Raw genomic sequence first — 16,035 nt, forward strand, 5'->3', positions numbered from 1 at the left:
AAGTGTGAAACGGTTTTCCGTCCGGAATTGCGCAAAAACAAAGAGATAGAGCGGTTCGGCGTTTCCGTGAAACGATGAAGCGCTTTAGGGCGGTGGCGGTGACGGTTGCGGCCTTGCGGCATCGACAGCAACGAAAAAGGCCGCCTCGAGGGCGGCCTTTCACCATCCGCAGAACGCGGTGTTATTCGGCGTCCTTGGCAGCCTTTTTCTTCGGCGCGGCCTTTTTCTTCGGCTCTTCCGCATCGTCGGCCTGCTTGGCGTCAGCCTTCTTCGCGGCGGTTTTCTTCGCCGGCTTCGCCTTGGCCGTCTCGGTGTCCTCGTCGTCGGCCATCAGCTCTTCCTTGCTGACCTTGACGTCGGTGACGGAGATCTGGCCGAGCAGATGGTCGACCACCTTCTCCTCGAACAGCGGTGCGCGCAGCGTGTTCAGCGCTTCGGGATTGCTGCGGTAGAATTCGAAGGCTTCCTGCTGCTGGGCGGCCGGATAGCGGCGCACCTGCTCGAACAGGCCGCGCTGCAATTCGTCGTCCGACACGGTGACGCCGGCCTTCTCGCCGATTTCGGCGAGAACCAGGCCGAGACGCACACGGCGCTCGGCAAGCCGCATATATTCGGTGCGCGCCTCTTCTTCCGTGGTCTCCTCGTCGGCGAAGGTGCGGCCGGCGGTTTCCAGATCGCGGTTGACCTGGTTCCAGATGTTGTTGAACTCGGCCTCGACGAGCTTCGACGGCGCCTCGAACGAGTAGGCGGCATCGAGCTGGTCGAGCAGTTGGCGCTTGATCTTCTGGCGCGTCATCGAGCCGAACTGGTTCTCGATCTGGGTGCGCACCACTTCACGCAGGCGCTCCAGCGACTCCAGGCCGAGATTCTTGGCCGTTTCGTCGTTGATCTCCAACGCACCTGGCTGTGACACTTCCTTGACGGTGACCTCGAAGGTCGCTTCCTTGCCGGCGAGATGCGCCGCCTGGTAGTTTTCCGGGAACGTGACCGTGACCTGCGTCTCGTCGCCGGCCTTGCTGCCGATGAGCTGATCCTCGAAGCCGGGAATGAATTCCTTGGAGCCGAGCACCAGCGGCTGGTCCGTGCCGGCGCCGCCGCTGAAGGCTTCGCCGTCAATCTTGCCGACATAGTCGATCGTCACGCGGTCGCCTTCGGCGGCCTTGCCGGTCTTCGGCTCGTAGCTGCGCGCCGATTCGGCGACACGCTGGACCTGCTCGTCGATTTCGGTGTCAGGCACGTCGAACACCTGACGCGTCACCTTGATGTCGGAGAAATCCTTGATCTCGATCGGCGGAATGATCTCGTAATTCAGCCGGAACTCGAAGTCGGCGCCGCCGGCCAGGATCTTCTCGGCCTCTTTCTCGTCCTCGGTCATGATCACTTCGGGCTGCATGGCAGCCTTTTCGCCGCGCCCGGTTATGACCGAACGGGTCGAATCGTTGAGGATCTCGTTGACCACTTCGGCCATGAACGACTTGCCGTAGACCTTGCGCAAGTGCTGCACCGGCACCTTGCCGGGACGGAAGCCGTTGATGCGGACCTTGTTCCTGGCATCGGAAAGCCGCGCCATTAGCTTGGCTTCCATGTCACCGGCCGGCACGGTGATCTTGATCTCGCGCTTGAGACCGGAGTTGAGCGTTTCGGTGACCTGCATCATAGAACCTTTGTTTTCACCAATGAGGCCGCCAAACGGCTCCTGCCGTTTACAACCTGCCGGTATGATCTTGCCGAGAATGGCTTTTGGTGCGGGACTTGGCGATCTGTCCGCCCAAAGCGGCTCAAATCCTCCAGAAATACGCTCCAAAATGTGAATAAGTCTTTGTTTTTCCTACTTCTTATCACATTCTGCAGAAGCGGATCGTCGCATCCCGTCACATTCGACACGCCTTTTGTCACAGGCGCGGCTAATTTTCAACCATCTTCGCATCTACAGCGCCGCGCGTCCTCTTGGACGCGCAAAGGACGCTGTAGCACCTTGATTTTGGCGCGTGATCCTTTCCGAAAATCGCATTCGATTTCGGGATCATGCGCCGGCCAACGGCCCCTATTTTGACCGCGACATTGACAGAATGATGGCTACATGGGATTGGCCGGGCAATGCGGATGTGGCGGAATTGGTAGACGCCCTGGATTTAGGTTCCAGTGCCGAAAGGCGTGGGGGTTCGAGTCCCTTCATCCGCACCACTATGGGAGCCTACTCCTCAAAGACCTGGCGCGTGAACCATTCGGTCAAATTCGCAAGCTCGGGTCCCAGCACGCGATCCTCGCCGACCGGGGGCACGATGCTCCTGATATCCGCGACGAACGACTGAAGCGCCGGAGGCGCCACGCGCTCGGTGACATGCAGTGCCTGCGAGGCGATCACAGCCAGCATCGCCATCGCGGCATCGAGGCAGCGGCCGGCGCGTGCTTCCTTCGTCCATGCGAGGAAGACCGTCGTCGCGACATCGTCCTGGCCGGCGCCGGCCGATTCCGTTCCCGGGATGAAGGTGCGCTGGGCCGAAAGTTTCGCCTGCTCCAGATAACCCGTGATCGCCATCGGCACATAGCCGACATTGCCGTGACCGTCGCTGTCGCTCCAGTCCCGCCCCGTCAAAAGCAGATCGGGTAGGAGCGACACCTTGCCGTTAAGAAGCTTCGAGGCGTGTCGGTCGCACAAGAGGCAGATATCGGCCCATATCGCCGCCAGATCATCCAGGGCGGGAGTTGCCATGGCATTGTGATAACCGCCCGTGCTGATGCAACGCCCGAGCGGATGCCCGTCGTCAGGCGGGATGTAGACAGGGTTGTCCGAGATCGAAGCGAGCGACACGGTGGCCGCACGCTCTGCCGATGCCAGCGCGCGATGCGCGTGTCCGAGGATGCGAGGGACGATGCGGTAACTGACCGGCGCCTGATAATTACGGCGCCCGGTGCCGGCACCGGCAAGAAACGCCCTCAATCCCCGCAGCGCCACTGCTTCGTGTTCATCGCCCCAAAGCGCGTCGAGCGCCGGGTCGTAATGTTCGAGCGGTGCGCGAAACGCTTCGATCGAAAGCGCAAAGACTCTTTCGGCAAGGCGAATGCGGCGGCGAGCCGCCAAGGCCGCATCGGCCACAAGTGCGGCAGCGCAAGGCGAGCCATTGATCAGGGAGCCCCGTTCCTTGACCTCCAGGTCGAAGCGTGTCGAAAGCTCTGCAAACAGCGGATAGAGCGCGAGGATTTCACCGGCGCCGCCCTGGCCGGATGATGGCACCATGGGCATCGGTCCGCCGTCCAGCATCGCGGCGACGGCGAGCGCCATGCGCGGTGTGGTCGCGGCGTTTCCTTCGAGGAAATTCGCCAGCCGGGCAAGCACGATCGCCCTCACCACGCGATCTGGTAAAGGCTCGCCGAACGAGGTGGCGGCTGCGAACGCCTTGATGCGTGCATGGCGACCCCGCTCCCCTAGTTCGAGCTGCCGGCTCGCCAGTTCTCCCATGGCGGTGGTCACGCCATAGATGACCGGTACAGGGTCGGTTACAATGAGACGCAGGAACGACGCGCGACACTCTGCGATGCGCTGCAAGGCGTTATCGCTGATTTGCACCCTGTCTTTCTTCCAGGCGACGCGGAAAACAGAGCTGAGATTTATGTCTTGTCGTGTCGTCAGGATAATTGTCATGTTTGATGCTGTCCGAGCCGGCCACGCTTTTCAATTCTAATAAAGCGGTTCCTCGAACAGCGTCTTGTCGCCGTCCATCAGCGCCTTGATCTGCGCCGTGCCATTGGCTGCGATTGCAACACGGACGCCGAATGGCCGCACCCGCATGTCGTTCTGGATCGCCATCCCCTCGCCTTCGGGCAGATAGAAGCGCTGGATGCGATAGTCCGGCGCGATCGCCGTTGCTTCCGGGCTGAGATCCCAGCCTGCGGATACGTGTCCGACGATGTCGGCTTCGTCCGATGCTGCCGGCGCAGGTGCCTGGCCGAACCAGGCCGAGGTCGCACCCCAATAGCCGTCGGCGCCCTGCTTCAGCCTGACCACGATCGACGTGTCGTCACTCGTCAGCTTGCCGGCCGGAATGTTGCCGATCAGTTGCGTCGGTATGCGCGAAATCTGGTAGTCGAGCAAAATATAGTCGCCGCGCAGGAGATCGCGCGGATCGATCGGTTCGACCCTCAGCAGCACTTGCCTGCCGTCGCGCAGGATCGCAGCCCGGCCGGCGATGATCCAGCTCAGGAAACCGATCTGGACGAGCGCCAGCACCACCGCCGAAATGATCAGTTTTTTACCGGTCATCATGCCGCCGCTCCTTCCACGCTTGGGGACCTCATGCGCTTTTCAATGCGGATGATGACAAGGGCAAGGATGCCGAGAAGCACTGCTGCCGCAAGAAAGAAGCCTGCCGTGTCGAGCATCGACTGCAACATCACAACATAGATGATGGCGAGTTCGAAGGCGAAACCGGCATAGGCGATCCAGCGCAGACCTCTGCTTTCGCGGCCGCCCAACATGATTGCAGCGACAATGCCGGCAAGCGCAATGGCCGAGGCGATGGCAAAGCCGCTGTTGTTGTTATCGTCGGCCAGTTCGAACTGAATCATCGCCAGGCCGGTGAGAAATCCAATCAGCGCGTGCAGGGGCGGCCGGCCGCTAAGTTGCACGATCCTGTCGACGGACCCCGCGGCGAAGATCGCAGCCGCGAAAAGCAGCGCCGACACGACGACGAGCGGGACAGCGACCAGCAGCGTTTCGTATTCCATTACCATCAGCACGAGATAGAAGATGACCGACAGGATGATCAGGTGCCGCGCCGCCTGGCTGCGCGTCCAAAACGAAATGGCGAACAGCACGATCGCCATGACGACGAAGAGGTGCGGAAATTCCGTGCGCCCGAAATAGTCGAGCCCTCTCAGGAACAGCCAGGCATCGGCGATGCCGACAGCAGCAACGGTCAGCGGGTTCGAGCGCAGCGCAACCGCCGCCAAGGCCGTGCCTGCGCCCCAGGTGATCAAGGCCGATGCCTCGTCGCCAGACAAATGATACATCTGGCCGATCAGCGCGATCGATCCGCCGAATGCCGCCGCGGCGACGATCCAAAGCGCCTCGCCGATCGCAGCATGGTCGCGTGTCTTCAGCACCGCGCCGCCGACATAGCCGGCGATGATGATCGCAAAGAGCGCCGCCACCCGCGCCAGCCGCGGGATGACTTCCCAATTGGCAGCGACGAAGATCAGGACGGCCGCGCCAAACAGCAGCGCCGCCATCATAGCCAGGATCGAACCGAAGCTCAGCGATCTCCGTTGATTGGCTTCGACGTCGCGCGTCAGCGCGTCGGCTGTCGGGGCATCGATCAGGCCGGCCTGCAGCCATCGTGCGATATCGGCCCTGACGCGTGACGAATAGCTCGCCATACCTTTCTCCCCCAGCTTGGTCTTTTTTTCAGCCGACCCGGCCAAATCGTTGACGCCACGACATTTTCCGATTCCGGCTTATCTATGTCGAACACGTGAGCGCCGCGTGATGGTGCATTGCACAATTTGCATTGCTGCCATGCACCAATAGCGCTTTTAAATCGATATGACCCCACCTATCTTCAGGGCGTACACAAAGACGGAATGATCCGAAAGAAAGACGAAACGAGAAATACCATGAACCTGATCCGCAACTACCGCAACTGGCGCCGCTACCGGGACACCGTTTCCGAGCTGAGCCGCCTGAGCAACCGCGAACTGACCGACCTCGGCATCAGCCGCAGCGACATCCACTACGTCGCTCGCAAGGCGGTCTAATCCTCTTCGGACCGCAAATGGTCCGAACCAGTTTGACTTGAAAAGAGAACGACAATGAACCTGATCCGCAACTATCGTAACTGGCGCGTTTATCGCTCGACGGTTACCGAGCTGGGTCGCCTTTCGAACCGCCAGCTGCATGATCTCGGTATCGTCCGCGACGAGATCAAGATCATCGCCCGCAAGGCGATCTAATCAAGGAATTTCGCCAGGGTCGACCTCCTCCCCGACCCTGACGAATACGGTCAGCCTTCACCTCCTCCCGAGGGTTGACCACAAAAACGGCGCCCGCCGCACCTCCTCCCGCGGCGGGCGCTGTTTCCCAGGGCGAAACGAGTTTCGTCCCCAAGGGTTTCGCCCCCTTTCATCAGGCGAAAGGAATTTCGTCAAAGCCGACCTCCTCCCCGGCGATGACGAATACGGTCGATCTTCACCTCCTCCCGAGGATCGGCCAGCAAAACGACACCCGCCGGACCTCCTCCCCCGGCGGGTGTTGTTGTTTTCAGGGTCGATTCACTCTGGGAGCCGTTTTGGCGGGACGTCCCCCGTCATCAGTCCAGCGCACCGCTTTCCAGCACGCCCCGTTTCTTCCACTGGCTCAGCGGAAAAATGTCGGGCGCGCCGCCCATCGCCGCATACCAGGAATCCACCACCCATTCGGTGCCTCCGCGGTCGCTGATCACCGCCGTCCAATGGGGATAGCGCCCGTCGACAAACAGGCCTCGCGAGGCATTGTCCTCGACCTTGTGAAACCTGAGCAATTTTCGCTCGGCAAGGTAGACCAGCAGCGCATGCGTATTGGTCGATTCGTCGACACAATCCATCTGGCCCCTGATGCGCGATGCACCGAATTCCGACTGCGGCAGATCGCGAACGCCGGTAGCCCGGAAAATGCGCTGCTCGAAATAGCGGACAGCTTTCTTGACAGCGGAACGCTCGGCTTGGGGCGAACCCGCGCCCGCACGCAGGATGGAGCGGAAACGCGCGCTGTCACCGGGGCCAAGCGCCAGCATCGTGCGATAGTTGCAACTATAGCCATGGCATATGGGGATCCGCTTGGAAGCCGTCGCGGCCAGTTCGCCGGCGGCCGCTGATCCGCTCGTGGCGATGACGGCTATCAGAAAGATCACTCTGGCAAAGATCCCGAGACTCCCGTCCATTCTCCGACAGTAGACGATTGCAGCACTTGGCGCCAACAGCGCGGCGAACTCGCGCAATTGCAATCGCAGCTACAAGCGACTATTTCGGCGCTCATGAGCAAAAATCCCATTCACGTCATCGGCGGAGGTCTCGCCGGCTCCGAAGCCGCTTGGCAGGCGGCCGAAGCCGGCGTTTCCGTTGTCCTGCATGAAATGCGTCCCGTCCGCGGCACCGATGCACATAAGACGGATGGGCTGGCCGAGCTGGTCTGTTCCAATTCCTTCCGTTCCGACGATGCGCAGACCAACGCCGTCGGCCTGCTGCATGCCGAAATGCGGCTGGCCGGATCGCTGATCATGAGCGCCGGCGATGCAAACCAGGTGCCGGCCGGTGGCGCGCTTGCCGTCGACCGCGACGGATTTTCCGAAGCGGTGACCAACAAGCTCGAAGCGCACCCGCTCATCACCATCCAGCGCGAGGAAGTGCCCGGTCTGCCGCCTGCGGACTGGGACCAGGCGATCATCGCCACCGGCCCGCTGACCGCACCTGGGCTCGCCCAATCGATCGCGGAAGTGACCGGCGCGGATGCGCTCGCCTTCTTCGATGCCATCGCGCCGATCGTCCATTTCGACACGATCGACATGGACATTTGCTGGTTCCAGTCACGCTACGACAAGGTCGGACCCGGCGGCACCGGCAAGGATTACATCAACTGTCCGATGGACAAGGAGCAATATCTCGCCTTCGTAGGGGCGCTTCTGGAGGGCCAAAAGACCGAATTCAAGCAATGGGAAGGCACGCCCTATTTCGACGGCTGCCTGCCGATCGAGATCATGGCCGAGCGCGGCGTCGAGACGCTGCGCCATGGGCCGATGAAGCCGATGGGGCTGACTAATGCGCACAATCCGTCGGTGAAGGCCTATGCCGTCGTGCAGCTTCGCCAGGACAATGCGCTGGGCACGCTCTACAACATGGTCGGCTTCCAGACCAAGCTGAAGCACGCCGAGCAGGTGCGCGTGTTCCGCACTATCCCGGGCCTGGAGAACGCCGAATTCGCCCGCCTCGGCGGCCTGCACCGCAACACCTATATCAATTCGCCGACGCTGCTTGACCATTCGCTGCAGCTGAAATCGCGGCCCGGCCTGCGCTTCGCCGGCCAGATCACCGGTTGCGAAGGCTATGTCGAAAGTGCGGCCATCGGCCTGCTTGCCGGTCGCTTTGCCGCCGCCGAACGGTTGGGCCACGCACCGGCGCTGCCACCGTTGACCACAGCCTTTGGCGCCCTGCTCAACCACATCACCGGCGGTCACATCGTCTCCGACGACGAGCCGGGAAAACGCTCCTTCCAGCCGATGAATGTCAATTTCGGCCTGTTCCCACCGGTGGAAGCACCGAAGTCAGAGGGAAAGCGCCTGCGCGGCAAGGACAAGACCGTCGCCAAGCGGCGTGCGGTGACATCGCGCGCGCTGGCCGACTGCCGCGAATGGCTGGGGCTGCCGTCGCGGGCGGAAGCGGCGGAATAGCAGTTACGGAGTTCGTGTCAGCCTTCAGGCGTCCGGCCAGCCTCGCGTCGCGCAGCGCAACAGCAGCCAATGCCGGCGCCAGGCCGAAAGCCGTGTCGCGCCGCTCAGAAGCGAATGACGAGAACTTTCCATCTTGCTGAGATAGGCGCGCGAGAGAGCCAGCGGCAGAAATGCCGGGCGCAGCGAAACCGGCAAAGCCGACGCGCCGCCTTCGAATGCCGCAAGATGTTCCCGCGCCAGCGCGATCATCGCCGCCACAGCGCGTTCCGCCCCCAGCCCACCATCGCCCGCAACGAACTCCTCGGGCGACGACCCTGCCGCGGCCAGAATGTCGGCCGGGACAAAGCATTGCCCGCGCTTGCGGTGCTGCGGCAGCAGCAGCAACAGGCCGGTCATCGCCTGTGCGCAGCCTGCCCTGCCCGCAAGTTCGGAAAACCGCGGCGCTTGGGCGGGGTCAAGCACCATCGCCGCAAGCTGGATGAGCGCCGCTGCGGTCTCGCCGCAATAGCCTTCCAGATCGATGCGAGACGGCATAGGGTCGTCATAGAGATCGAAGATGCGGGCTTCGAGCATATTATCGAAGGCAAGTTTCGGCAGACGGTGGGCGGAAATCGTCGCCTTTAACGCGTCCGCGACTGGGTGACCGATACCTGCCCCGTCGTCCTCGGCTGCGATGACATCGCGCCACCATTGCAGCCGCACCTCGCCCGGCAGCGCCTCGCGGATACGGTCGCGGATGCCAGATATCTCGGCATTGAAGGCATAGAGCGAAAACAGCGCGTCACGCTTGTCCTCAGGCGCATAGAGCGCGGAAACATAGCGGTCATGGTCGGCGGCTCGCACCGTTTCCATGACGATTTTGGCGTTTTCGCTCACGTCACTCGACGGCGATCAGTGCGGCGGCCACCGCACGGTTTTCCGCCAGAAGAACATTGTAGGTCCGCACGGCAGCGCCGGTCGACATCGGATCGGCCGTAATGCCCGCCGTCTTCAGCGCGGCACGCAGCGCTGCCGGCAACGGCTTGAGATCCTTGCCGGCGCCGACCAGCAGGATCTCGACCTTGTCAGCCTCGTTGAGCAGCTTGGCGAAATCCGCCGCCGTCAGCGCCAGGGGGTCGGCCGGCTCCCAACCGTAGATGCCCGACGGCAGGCACAGCAGCGAGCCGCGATGCGACATGTCGGCGAAACGGAACCCGCCATTGCCGTAGGCCTCGATCGGCGCGCGGCCAGGGAAATGCGCTTCGCGGATGACGATGCCTTTTGCCACGGGCGCAGCAATCGTCAGGTTGCCACGGCTTTGCCGCCGCTCACCCGCTTCTCCTCATCGGCCGCCGCGGCCTGTGGCCGCAGCTTGAACAGGATGAGCAACGGAGCGGCGATAAAGATCGACGAATAGGTTCCGAAGACGACGCCGAACAGCATCGCCAGCGTGAACGAACGGATCACCTCGCCACCGAACAGGACCAGCGCCAGAAGCGCCAGGATCGTCGTCACCGCGGTCAGCGTCGTTCTCGACAGCGTCTCGTTGATGGCGTTGTTCAACAATTCCGGCAGCGGCATCTTCTTGTATTTCCTGAGATCCTCGCGAACACGGTCATAGACGACGATCGTGTCGTTCAGCGAATAGCCGATGATGGTCAGGATCGCCGCCAGCGACGATTGGTTGAATTCGAGCCCGGTGATGACGAAGAAGCCGATGGTCATGACGATGTCGTGCACCGTCGCGATGATGGCGCCGACCGCGAACTGCCATTCGAAGCGGAACCACACATAGGCCAGGATGCCAAGCAGCGCGACCAGCATAGCGATCGTGCCTTGCTTGGCGAGCTCGCCGGAAACCGTCGGCCCCACCACTTCGACGCGGCGGAAATCATACTGGTCCTGCAGCTCGCCGCGCACCTTGTCGATGACGGTCTGCTCGGCATTCTCGCCGCCATCCTGTGTGCCGACGCGGATCAAAACGTCGTTCGGCTCGCCGAATTGCTGGACCTGCACTTCGCCGATGTTGAGTTCCGTCAGCCTGCCGCGGATATCGGCAAGATCGGCGGTGCCATCCTTGGCCTGCACCTCGATCAGCGAACCGCCCTTGAAGTCGATGCCGTAATTGATGTCGACGGTCATGAACAGCACGACCGACAGCACCGATAGCAGGCTCGACAGAGCGAACGTCCAGCGGCGGATGCCCATGAACGGAATTCTCGTACCGGGCGGAATGAAGGTCACCGGCGCCCGCGGCAAGTCCTTCGGCCGCGCCCGGCGAAGCCAGATCGACACCAGCAACCGGGTGAAGGTGAAGGCGGTGAAGACGGTAGTCAGAATGCCGATGGCGAAGGATATGGCAAAACCCTTCACCGGCCCCGTGCCGATCCAGAACAGCACCACGGTCGCGATCAGCGCTGTGACGTTGGAATCGACGATGGTCGCCAGAGCCTTGGTGAAACCGGTGTCGATCGCCTGGATGACCGAGCGGCCGGCTCTTCGCTCCTCGCGGATGCGCTCGTAGATGAGAACGTTGGAATCGACCGCCATGCCGATGGTCAGCACGATACCGGCAATGCCCGGCAAGGTCAGCGTCGCGCCCAGAAGCGACAGCAGCCCGATGATCATCGCCACATGCACCGCCAGCGCAAGGTTGGCGAGGAAGCCGAGGAAGCCGTAGGCGACGAACATGAAGGCGACGACGAGAATCGACCCGACCACGCCGGCGACCTTGCCGGCGTGAATGGAATCTTCGCCGAGCCCAGGACCTACCGTGCGCTCTTCGATCACCGTCAGCGTCGCCGGCAGCGCGCCGGCACGCAACAGCACGGCGAGGTCGTTGGCGCTCTCGGCGGTAAAATTGCCCGAGATTTGGCCGCTGCCGCCAAGGATCGGTTCGCGGATCTGCGGCGCCGAAATCACCTGATTGTCGAGGATAATGGCAAACAGCTTGCCGACATTCTGCGAGGTCGCCTGGCCGAAGCGCGCCGCTCCCTTGGAATCGAAGGTGAACGAAACCACCGGCTCGTTGGTCTGGGAATTATACGTCGCCTGCGCATCGGTGAGATTTTCGCCCGAAACGATGACCCGGTTCTCGATCAGATACGGAACCGGCGGATCATCCTGCGAATACAACACCGATGATCCCGCCGGCGGTCGCCCGTTGAGCGCGTCCTGCACCGGCATCGACTGGTCGACCATCTGGAAGGTCAGCTTGGCGGTCTGGCCAAGAATGTCCTTCAGCCGCTGCGGATCCTGCAGGCCCGGCACCTGCACCAGAATGCGGTCTTCGCCTTGGCGTTGCACGATCGGCTCGGTGGTGCCGAGTTCGTTGACGCGGCGCTCGACGACCTCAAGCGACTGTGCCAACGCCGTCGACGTGCGGTACTTGATGCCGGCATCGGTGACGGCGAACTTGAGCAGGCCGGGCTCGGAATCATCAAGCGACATCTCCTGGACGGAGCCGCCGCTGAACAGGCCGGCGGCCACCGGGTCGGTCAATGTCTTCAGCGCCGTCTTGGCGGCTTCGACCTGACCGGGATCGGTGATGCGGACCTGCACGGCCCGGCCTGATCCGGAAAGGCCGGTGTAACCGATCTTGGCGTCGCGCAGCCGCGTCCTGATTTCGTCGCGTGTCGTCTCCAGCCGATCCTTGATCAGATCATTCGGATCCATCCTGAGCAGGATATGCGAGCCGCCCTGCAGATCGAGGCCGAGCGTCATCTGGCGCTTCGGCACCCAGCTGGGAAGCTGGGCCAGCGTGCTGGCAGAGAAAAGATTGGGCGCAGCGAGGATCACCGTGGCGGCCACGGCCAGCCAGATCAGGATCATCTTGAAGCGCGAGAAATAAAGCATAGGGCGTCGTCCGTCAGGGCGTTCTGGCGGATCGTTCCGCCTGGAATGGGGTTATTTCTTGGCGTTCTGGTTCGCCAAATGCTCGCCTCGAGCACAAGGCAGTTCACTTTGGTGCTGCCATCGGGCTTTCTTCAACTATTGTCAATCTTGCCGGCAAGGCACCAGCGGGCAATAGCACGACGAGATCGTTGGCGCCTTGGACGGGGCGAGCGGGCTGGCGGCGAGAAGACTGGGCGCATCAAGAGCCCCTGCGATGGCCACAGCCACCGCAGATCAGAGTCATCGGCGTCGTCCGTCAGGGCGTTCTGGCGGATCGTCCCGCCGACATCCGATTATTTCTTGGCGTTCTGGTTCGCCACCGGCTCGCCCTTGACGCGCACGTCTGCGATCGTCGAGCGCAGCGCCGTTACCTTGGTGCCACCGCCGAGATCGATCTCGAGTTCATTGTCGTCGATCACCTTGGTCACCTTGCCGACGAAACCGCCGCCGGTGACGACCGTGTCGCCGCGGCGGACCGCCGCCAGCATCTCGCCGCGCTTCTTCAACTGCGTGCGCTGCGGCCGGATGATCAGAAAATACATGATCACGAAAATCAGGACAAACGGCAAAATGCTGATGAACATATCCGGGGAGGCGCCGACGCCTTGGGCGTATGCCGGTGTCACGAACATCTAGGTACTCCTGAATTTTGAAAGACAGCCGCCAAACCGTCCTGGGGAAATTTGGCGGCCCCGTGAAATTTCGCCGGAATATAGTCGGTAAAGTTGCCAATGCAACTGCGGTCAGGCATTTCAGCTGCTTTTCCGGCTGGTTGAGCCGTGTTAGAGCATGATCCCGAAAACGACGCCCGGTTTTCGGAAAAGATCATGTTCTAACAAAAGGTTGGAACTGGTTCCGAAACGCCGGAACCAAATTAGGTTCCGTGTCATCCCCTCCTGAGTGCAAAGATAAAATGAGCGATAGCACCATCGAAGCCCTGAACAAGAAGCTCGACCGCCTGATCGAGGCGGTCGTCCGCCTCGCTCCGCCGCCGGTGCCGGAAACCGATCTCGGCAAGGCCGATTGCTTCGTCTGGCAGGCCGATCCCGGCAATCTGGAGCCGGTGCTCAAGGTCAACCGCGTCGACATCGGCCTGATCCGCGGCGTCGACCGCGTCCGCGACATATTGGTCGACAACACCGAGCGCTTCGCTTCCGGTTACGCCGCCAACAATGTGCTGTTGTGGGGCGCGCGCGGCATGGGCAAGTCCTCGCTGGTCAAGGCCGTGCATGCGGCGGTCAACGCGTCGGCAAAGCTGGACCTGCCGCTCAAGCTCATCGAGATCCATCGCGAAGACATCGACACGCTGCCAAAGCTTATGAATTTGCTGAAGGCAGCACCTTACCGCTTTATCCTGTTTTGCGACGACCTGTCCTTCGACCATGATGACACGTCCTACAAATCGCTGAAAGCGGCGCTCGAAGGCGGCGTCGAGGGCCGCCCGGCCAATGTGATCTTCTATGCCACCTCGAACCGGCGACATCTATTGCCGCGCGACATGATCGACAATGAACGCTCGACCGCGATCAATCCGTCGGAGGCGGTCGAGGAAAAAGTTTCGCTGTCCGATCGCTTCGGCCTCTGGCTCGGCTTCCACAAATGCTCGCAGGACGAGTATCTCGACATGATCGACGGCTATATCAGCCATCACGGCCTTGCCATCGATCCCGAGACGCTGCGCGCCGAGGCGCTGGAATGGGCGACGACGCGCGGTAGCCGTTCAGGCCGCGTCGCCTGGCAGTTCACCCAGGATCTGGCAGGCCGGCTCGGCAAATCGCTCAAGGATTAATTTAGTTCCTCGGCGCAGAATTTTGACAGGTCGGACGCGCTTGCGTTGACGGACCGCCGCCAACAGGCATCCAACCCGTCAAATTCCCTGTGCCGCGTTACTAGAGCAATTCCAGGAAAAGTGCGCAGCGGTTTTCCGTCCGGAATTGCGTAAAAACAAATACTTAGAGCGGTTCGGCGATTCTATCAAAAGCTGAACCGGTCTAGCGTTCATCCAGAAAACTGAAAAAGCCCGCCCCTTGCGGAGCGGGCTGAGCCGGCGGGCCGGACTGGAGGTCAGGCGGCTCGCAATCGCTTTTCTTTTTCTATTCGAGATACGTCGAATTCTATTCGAGATAGGTCGAAGGATCGACTTCTTTATTCAAGATAGGTCGAAGGATCGACCGGTGCCGAGTTCTTGCGGACTTCGAAATGCAGTTTCGGCGAGTCGGTGGTGCCGCTCATGCCGGACTGCGCGATTTCCTGGCCGCGCTTGACCTTCTGGCCGCGCTGGACCTCGATCGAACGGGCGTGGCCATAGACCGTGACCAATCCGTTCTCGTGGCGCACCAGCACCGTATTGCCGAATTCCTTGAGACCATCGCCGGCATAGATGACGACGCCGTTCTCGGCCGCCTTGACCGGGGTTCCTTCCGGCACGGCGATGTCGACACCGTCCTTGCCGCCGCCAAAGCTGGAGATCACGCGGCCGCGCACCGGCCACCGCATCTTGCCGATGCCGGTGGCGTTGGGCGCCACCGCGTCATCGTCCTCGGCCTGCTGGATGACCTTCGCATCCTTCTTCGGCGGCGTGTAGGCGGCGAGCGTCTCCGAAGGCGTGGTCTTTGCCGCAGGCGGAGTGGTGGCTGTCGTTACCGGATCGACCTTTGCCGGCTTGGCGCTGGCAACCGTCGCGGTTCCGCCGGCCGGCACCTTCAGGGTCTGGCCGATTTTGAGCAGCCCGTCCTGCATGCCGTTCGCCTGCTTCAACGCAGCCACGCCGACGCCGGTTTTCCTGGCGATCGCCGACAGCGTATCGCCCTGCTGGACCGTGTAGCTGCCATCGGCACCAGCTGCCTTGGGCGCGGTTTTTCCGTCCTTCGGCTGGTTTGCTGCGGCCGATGCATCCATCTGCGCGGCGGACTTGCCCTCCTTGAGCTTCGGCTGCTGCGGCAGCACGGCCACCATCTCCGGCGCCTTGGCCGGCAAATCGCGCTTGGTGTCGTTCGCAGGCTTGGCGTCGGCAAGCTTCGGCGCCGGTTTCTTGCCCGAATAGGCATAGGCCGGGATGACGAGCTTCTGGCCGGTCTTCAGCCCGTTGGTCGCGCTCAGCCCATTGACCTTCATAAGGGCATCGGCGGGCACGCCGTAGCGCCGCGACAGGCCGGAAATAGTCTCGCCATCCCTGACGATGATCTCGGTGGCGCGCGCTTCGCCGCCTGCCGTCGCCATGCGCGGAGCGTCAGGCTGTGCGTCCTTGAACGGCTTTGCCACGGTCCCGGTTGAAGTCCGGTCAACCGGGACGGCGGCTGGCGCCAAAGCGGTGCGGGCCGGCGCCAACGCGGGGGCTGGCTGCGCCTGGCTGACCGGCGGCAATTGCTGTGTCGTAACCGGTTCGAGGCTTGAGCGGCTGACCGACTGGGTATGGCTGCCGTCGAGCGGCGCGGCCGAGACCGGGGCATCGCCGGGATAAGGCTGGGCGGCATCCTGCTTGTCGATGATGGTGCGCTGGTTGTTGGTCGAGGACGTGAAGACGTCATCGACGCTGTTGAACCGCGAGACCTGGGAACTGCATCCCGCCGCGGTGCCCGCAACCATAAGGACGGCGAAACCGCGCGCCAGGTTGCGTCCGTTTGCCTTCAAAATACTGAATTGCATCACATTTACCCGCAGATACCCGGTACAGACTGACCGTGATTAAAGCGCGTTAATGTTACCGGTCGGTTAAACCTCTAGAATCAGACGCAAATTTTCTTAA

General features: G+C 62.0%; 14 protein-coding genes and 1 tRNA gene. 5 read left to right on the plus strand and 10 right to left on the minus strand.

Features of this window, described 5'->3' with window-relative positions; all coding sequences use genetic code 11:
* Window positions 1-181 precede the first annotated feature (181 nt).
* On the minus strand, window positions 182-1,654 hold the full coding sequence (gene tig / locus RPG13_RS22680; protein WP_337127044.1) for a trigger factor: 1,473 nt from the start codon (window positions 1,652-1,654) through the stop codon (window positions 182-184).
* A 445-nt stretch (window positions 1,655-2,099) separates the two neighbouring features.
* On the opposite strand from tig, the gene RPG13_RS22685 reads away from it, so the two are divergent.
* A tRNA-Leu gene (locus RPG13_RS22685) sits at window positions 2,100-2,184 on the plus strand.
* Window positions 2,185-2,194: 10 nt separating this feature from the next.
* Here the strand turns inward: RPG13_RS22685 and RPG13_RS22690 are convergent.
* Genes RPG13_RS22690 through RPG13_RS22700 form a run of 3 tightly spaced genes read right to left on the minus strand, consistent with a single transcriptional unit; the run spans window position 2,195 to window position 5,376 of the window.
* On the minus strand, window positions 2,195-3,643 hold the full coding sequence (locus tag RPG13_RS22690) for an aromatic amino acid lyase (RefSeq protein WP_127206580.1): 1,449 nt from the start codon (window positions 3,641-3,643) through the stop codon (window positions 2,195-2,197).
* A 36-nt stretch (window positions 3,644-3,679) separates the two neighbouring features.
* Window positions 3,680-4,264, minus strand: coding sequence for a GDYXXLXY domain-containing protein (locus RPG13_RS22695; RefSeq protein WP_337126043.1), 585 nt, complete (start codon window positions 4,262-4,264; stop codon window positions 3,680-3,682).
* Window positions 4,261-5,376, minus strand: coding sequence for a DUF2157 domain-containing protein (locus RPG13_RS22700; protein WP_337126044.1), 1,116 nt, complete (start codon window positions 5,374-5,376; stop codon window positions 4,261-4,263). Before RPG13_RS22700 ends, RPG13_RS22695 begins: the two co-directional genes overlap by 4 nt.
* Window positions 5,377-5,613: 237 nt before the next feature.
* Here RPG13_RS22700 and RPG13_RS22705 point away from each other — a divergent pair, with 237 nt between their 5' ends.
* Window positions 5,614-5,754, plus strand: a complete 141-nt coding sequence (locus RPG13_RS22705) for a DUF1127 domain-containing protein (RefSeq protein ID WP_006335194.1) — start codon at window positions 5,614-5,616, stop codon at window positions 5,752-5,754.
* Between the two features lie 54 nt (window positions 5,755-5,808).
* Window positions 5,809-5,949, plus strand: a complete 141-nt coding sequence (locus RPG13_RS22710) for a DUF1127 domain-containing protein (RefSeq protein WP_095485458.1) — start codon at window positions 5,809-5,811, stop codon at window positions 5,947-5,949.
* Between the two features lie 356 nt (window positions 5,950-6,305).
* Here the strand turns inward: RPG13_RS22710 and RPG13_RS22715 are convergent, their stop codons facing one another.
* Window positions 6,306-6,884 carry a hypothetical protein gene (locus tag RPG13_RS22715; RefSeq protein ID WP_337126045.1) on the minus strand — a complete coding sequence of 193 codons (579 nt, stop codon included), beginning with the start codon at window positions 6,882-6,884 and terminating at the stop codon, window positions 6,306-6,308.
* Window positions 6,885-7,007: 123 nt separating this feature from the next.
* On the opposite strand from RPG13_RS22715, the gene trmFO reads away from it, so the two are divergent.
* Window positions 7,008-8,417, plus strand: coding sequence for a methylenetetrahydrofolate--tRNA-(uracil(54)-C(5))-methyltransferase (FADH(2)-oxidizing) TrmFO (trmFO, locus tag RPG13_RS22720; protein WP_337126046.1), 1,410 nt, complete (start codon window positions 7,008-7,010; stop codon window positions 8,415-8,417).
* A gap of 24 nt (window positions 8,418-8,441) precedes the next feature.
* Here the strand turns inward: trmFO and RPG13_RS22725 are convergent, their stop codons facing one another.
* The 4 genes from RPG13_RS22725 to yajC all read right to left on the minus strand — a co-directional run bounded on the left by RPG13_RS22725 (window position 8,442) and on the right by yajC (window position 12,922).
* Window positions 8,442-9,293 (minus strand): phytoene/squalene synthase family protein, encoded by an 852-nt coding sequence (locus RPG13_RS22725; RefSeq protein WP_164547182.1) that lies wholly within the window; start codon window positions 9,291-9,293, stop codon window positions 8,442-8,444.
* 1 nt (window position 9,294) lies between these two features.
* Window positions 9,295-9,684 carry an Mth938-like domain-containing protein gene (locus RPG13_RS22730; protein ID WP_095485461.1) on the minus strand — a complete coding sequence of 130 codons (390 nt, stop codon included), beginning with the start codon at window positions 9,682-9,684 and terminating at the stop codon, window positions 9,295-9,297.
* A 14-nt stretch (window positions 9,685-9,698) separates the two neighbouring features.
* Entirely contained in the window at window positions 9,699-12,251 is a 2,553-nt protein-coding gene (gene secDF / locus RPG13_RS22735; protein ID WP_337126047.1) for a protein translocase subunit SecDF, read from the minus strand.
* 332 nt (window positions 12,252-12,583) lie between these two features.
* Window positions 12,584-12,922 (minus strand): preprotein translocase subunit YajC, encoded by a 339-nt coding sequence (gene yajC / locus RPG13_RS22740; RefSeq protein ID WP_008876289.1) that lies wholly within the window; start codon window positions 12,920-12,922, stop codon window positions 12,584-12,586.
* 281 nt (window positions 12,923-13,203) lie between these two features.
* Between yajC and RPG13_RS22745 the strand changes: the two genes are divergently transcribed.
* Complete coding sequence (locus RPG13_RS22745; protein ID WP_095485463.1) at window positions 13,204-14,079, plus strand: ATP-binding protein; 876 nt, start codon at window positions 13,204-13,206, stop codon at window positions 14,077-14,079.
* Between the two features lie 356 nt (window positions 14,080-14,435).
* Here RPG13_RS22745 and RPG13_RS22750 read toward each other — a convergent pair whose 3' ends face one another.
* Window positions 14,436-15,935 carry a peptidoglycan DD-metalloendopeptidase family protein gene (locus RPG13_RS22750; protein WP_095485464.1) on the minus strand — a complete coding sequence of 500 codons (1,500 nt, stop codon included), beginning with the start codon at window positions 15,933-15,935 and terminating at the stop codon, window positions 14,436-14,438.
* Between the last annotated feature and the right edge of the window lie 100 nt (window positions 15,936-16,035).

The organism is Mesorhizobium sp. ISC15, assembly GCF_037162615.1.
In the GTDB taxonomy this organism is placed as follows: Bacteria; Pseudomonadota; Alphaproteobacteria; order Rhizobiales; family Rhizobiaceae; genus Mesorhizobium; species Mesorhizobium mediterraneum.